The 4,511-nt window shown below is 69.5% G+C and carries 3 protein-coding genes; all 3 read left to right on the plus strand.

Translation table 11 applies throughout. The annotated features are described in order from the left end of the window. The first annotated feature begins 390 nt into the window (after positions 1-390). Positions 391-3,504 carry a PAS domain S-box protein gene (locus tag K2X24_RS10395; protein WP_292497563.1) on the plus strand — a complete coding sequence of 1,038 codons (3,114 nt, stop codon included), beginning with the start codon at positions 391-393 and terminating at the stop codon, positions 3,502-3,504. Further along, positions 3,501-3,881 carry a response regulator gene (locus K2X24_RS10400; protein ID WP_292497566.1) on the plus strand — a complete coding sequence of 127 codons (381 nt, stop codon included), beginning with the start codon at positions 3,501-3,503 and terminating at the stop codon, positions 3,879-3,881. Before K2X24_RS10395 ends, K2X24_RS10400 begins: the two co-directional genes overlap by 4 nt. A 238-nt stretch (positions 3,882-4,119) precedes the next feature. Next, a partial coding sequence (locus K2X24_RS10405; RefSeq protein ID WP_292497569.1) for a hypothetical protein occupies positions 4,120-4,511 on the plus strand: 392 nt, incomplete at its 3' end.

The following is a 4,511-nucleotide window of genomic DNA, read 5'->3' on the forward strand; positions in this document are numbered from 1 at the left end:
GCGGTTGCGGCATCCTGACGGAACCGCATGACCAAGAGGCCGCTCGCGGCAAATCGAGGACGCCGAGACTGGCGCCTTGCCAACGACGGACATGGCCGGCGCGGTATCGTGGGGTGTCGTCACCGATGAGGTTGAGCGTCGGCTGTTCGTGTGCGAGAGCGGTTTCGAACGCTACGGATCTCGCGCAACCTCCCGCTACCCGATGCCCGACCGTGAATTCGTCGTCGCTGCGGCCGTCCCTACGCGGCGACAGTTTGCACAGGACCGTTCAGGGCCGGAGCACCGCGGCTCTCCCCGCGTTGGCGCGCATCCGTCGCCGCGTCACGCCTTCGCGGCGAGGCCGCCTGGCGCCGGGATGCGTACGCTGGCCGGGCCGGATGTGCCGGTCCGATGAACGAGGTGACGGGCAGGCCCGTGCAGGCGCACGATTTCGCGGCCGACATCGCGGATATCGGCCGCATCGAGGCGCTTCCGACCCTGCTCGATGTCATCTGCCGGACGACCGGCATGGGGTTCGCCGCCGTCGCGCGGGTCACCGAGGATCGATGGGTCGCCTGCGCCGTGCGCGACGAGATCGCGTTCGGTCTGCAGCCGGGCGGTGAGCTGCAGGTGGCGACGACGCTGTGCCGGGAAATCCGGCAGACGCGCAGCCCGGTGATGATCGACGACGCTGCCGAGGATCCGACCTATTGCGGGCATCCGACCCCGGCGTTGTACGGCTTCCAGAGCTACGTCTCCGTCCCCATCGTGCTGCCGGACGACGTCTTCTGGGGCACCCTCTGCGCCATCGATCCGCAGCCCCACCGCGTCGACACCCCTGAGACCAGGGATCTGTTCCGCGCCTTCGCCGGTCTGATCGCCACGCATCTCGACGTCCTGCAGCGCGCCGCCGCCGACGTGGCCCGGCGCGAGCAGCAGGCGTTTCAACTGACTCTGGAGCGACGGCTCCAGAACCTGATCGATCCCGTCGCGATGATGGAGGTGGCCACGGAGGCCCTCGGTCGGCACCTCGGCGTGGATCAGGTCGGCTTCGGCGAACTCGACGCCACCCAGACGCATGTCAGCGTGTACCGCGACTGGAGCGGCGGCCGGATCGCGTCGGTCGTCGGAACGTGGCGCCTGGACGATTTCGGGGTGCCGTTCGCCGCGCAACTCAGGGCCGGCGGGACCGTCGCGGTCGGCGATGTCCGCGCGGACCCGCTGACCGCGCATCCCGATGTGGTCGCGGCCTACGAGGAAATCGGCACGCTCTCCCTCCTCGACGTGCCGCATCTTCGGGCGGGCCGGATGGTCGCCATGCTGTTCCTGCACCACGCGGAGCCCCGCGCCTGGACGCCGGCCGAGATCGCGCTGGTCGAGGAAACTTGCGCCCGCCTGTGGTCGGCCCTCGAGCGCGCCCGCGCCGAGGCACGCCTCCGTGAGAGCGAGGCGCAACTGACGGCGATCTTCGCCAATGCCTCGGTCGGGTTGTCGGAGGTCGACAGCACCGGCCGCTTCCTCCGCGTGAACGCCGAGCTGTGCCGGATCCTCGGCCGCCCGGCCGAGGAGGTGCTCGCCCTCGGGGTCGCGGACGTCACCTGGCCGGACGATCTCGCGCCGAGCTTCGCCGCGGTCGGCCTGGCCATCGAGACCGGCCGGGCCACGTCCCTCGACAAGCGTTACGTGCGACCGGACGGGACGCTGATCTGGGCCAACAGCAGCATCCAACGGCTCGACGACCGCTGGGGTAACTTGAAGCACCTGCTGGTCGTCACGGCGGACATCAACGCGCGCAAGGTCGCCGAGGAGGCCTTGCGGACCAGCGAGGAGTTCAACCGCCGCGTGCTCGCGAGTTCGGCCGACTGCGTCAAGGTCCTCGACCTCGATGCGCGGCTGGAGTTCATGAGCGAAGGCGGCATGTGCGTCATGGAGGTCGACGACTTCGGCGCCGTCGCGGGCGTGTGCTGGCTGGACCTCTGGCCGGGCGACCATCACCCCGACGCCCTGGCGGCGATCGAGGCGGCCAGGCGCGGCGGCACCGGACGTTTCCAGGGGGGCGCGCCGACCCTGAAGGGCTCACCCCGCTGGTGGGACGTCATCGTCACGCCGATGGCCGGTTCGGACGGCGTGCCGGAGAAGCTCCTGTCGATCTCCCGCGACATCACCGCGATCAAACAGGCCGAAGCCGCCCTGCGAGAGAGCGAGGAGCGCTTCCGGACCATCCTGAACACCGTCGAGGCGGCGTTCGCCATCGTCGAGGTGAAGTTCGACGGCGACGACCGGCCGGTGGACTACCGCTTCGTCGAGGCCAATCCCGCCTTCGAGCGTCAGGCCGGCGTCAACCTGCGGGGCAAGTGGGTGACGGAGTTCGCGCCGGACCTGGAGCGCTTCTGGTTCGACGCCTACGGACACGTCGCGAAGACCGGCGAGCCGGCGAGCTTCGAGAACTACGCCGCTGCCTTCGAGCGCTGGTTCGACGTCCGGGCCGTCCGCATCGGCAAGCCCGAGGAGCGTCGGATCGCGATCCTGTTCAACGACGTCACCGAGCGGCGCTCCGCACAGAAGGCGCTGCACGAGAGCGAGACCCGCTTTCGTGCCCTCGTGACCGCCGGGGCCCAGACCGTCTATCGCATGAGCCCGGACTGGCAGGAGATGCGCGCCCTCGACGGGGCGGGCTTCCTCACCGACACGGGTTCGCCCGACATGCGCTGGCTCGATGCCTACATCGATCCGGAAGACCGCCCCGGCGTGATGGATGCGATCGCGGACGCGATCCACCGCAGGGACGTCTTCGAACTGGAGCACCGCGTGCGCAGGGCGGACGGCGGCTTCGGCTGGGTCCTGTCGCGCGCGGTGCCGATCCTCGACGCGCACGGCGCGATCGTCGAGTGGTTCGGGGCAGCCAACGACGTGACGGAGCGGGTGCAGGCCGAGGAGCGGCAGGAGGTCCTCAACCACGAACTCTCGCATCGCCTCAAGAATACCCTCACGATGGTCACGAGCATCGCGCGCCAGACCCTTCGCACGGTTTCGGACCGCGAGCCCGTGGAGGCCTTCGAGCGGCGGGTGCAGGCCCTGGCGTCGGCGCACGATCTCCTGCTGCGCACGAGTTGGGCGTCCGCGTCACTGCGCGCGGTGTGCGAGGACGTGCTGTCGACCACCGCTCCCGCCGGACGGCTCGTTCTCGACGGGCCCGACATCGCCATGGGCCCCAGTGCGGCGCTGTCGGCCTCGCTTCTCCTGCACGAACTGGCGACGAACGCGGCGAAGTACGGGAGCTTGTCCTCCGAGGCGGGGCGGGTCGAGGTGCGCTGGTTCGTCGAAGCGGGGGCCGGAACACCGGATCTCGTCCTGCATTGGCAGGAGCGCGGCGGGCCTCCGGTCAAGGCACCGACCAGCAAAGGGTTTGGTTCGCGCCTGATTCGAATGGGGCTCGGCGGGGCGGGTGGTGTCGAAGTGGATTATTCCCCGGACGGAGTGCGAGCGACGATGCGGGCGCCGCTTCATGAGGTCCAGCGGTCGTGACGAGCGATGTGGACGATGCCACGACGCGGCCGGTGGTCCTCGTGGTTCAGGATGAGCCGATCCTCGCGATGGTCATGAGCGACTTCGTGGAGGAGGCGGGTTGCCAGGCCGTGGTCGCGACGAGCACCGCCTCGGCGATCCAGATCCTGGAGGCGCGTGCGGATATCCACGTCGTGTTCGCCGATCTCGACGTGCGGGGCTCGGTCATGGGGCTGACGCTCATGGCCATGATCCGAGATCGCTGGCCGCCGATCGAACTCGTGATGACCGGTGCGCTGAGGCCGGACGTTGCTCGGATCCCGGCGCGGGGCATCTTCTGCGACAAGCCCTTCCGCGGCGACAGGGTGGTCGAAGCCGTCCGGAAGTTCGCGGCCTGATACTCAGGGCCGGAGAGCGATACGCGCCTCCTCTGCGGGATCGACGGAGGGTTACGGTTCCCTAACGGGGGCTGAACGGCCCGGTTCAGGATGGGTTGGAAGCCCCGGCTTAGATCGGTCCCCACCCCCGACAGGGGCAGGTGGACGTCCGGTTCGGCGCCGCCGGGAAACGGCCCGTCCGAGCTCAGCGAGCGTCTCGCGCCCCAGGTCGGCGAGCGATATCCGAGGAAGATCTCACATGAACGACATGCAGACCGTCACCGGCACCGTCTGGGCCCTCTTCGGGCACCGCTTCGCCATCGAGGGTAAGGACGGCCGCTGCCTCGCCGACCTGGGGCCGAAGGGCGCCGAGGGCATCGCGGTCGCCCAGGGCGACACGGTCACGATCAAGGGTGCGCGCAAGCCGTCCGAGATCAAGGTGTCCTCCATCACCCTCGCGGACGGCACGACGCGCGCGGTCGCGTGGCCGACGAAGCACGAGGACGACAAGCACGCCGCGGTGGACCCGGACGCGGCACGCGCCGCGGTCAAGACCCAGGGTTATGAGGTCGAGGGAGAGCCCAAGCGCAAGCCGAAGCACTTCGAGATCGTCGGCGTGAAGGACGGCGTCCGCCACGCGATCCACGTGGA

It is taken from the genome of Methylobacterium sp. (genome assembly GCF_019750675.1).
Classification (GTDB): Bacteria; Pseudomonadota; Alphaproteobacteria; order Rhizobiales; family Beijerinckiaceae; genus Methylobacterium.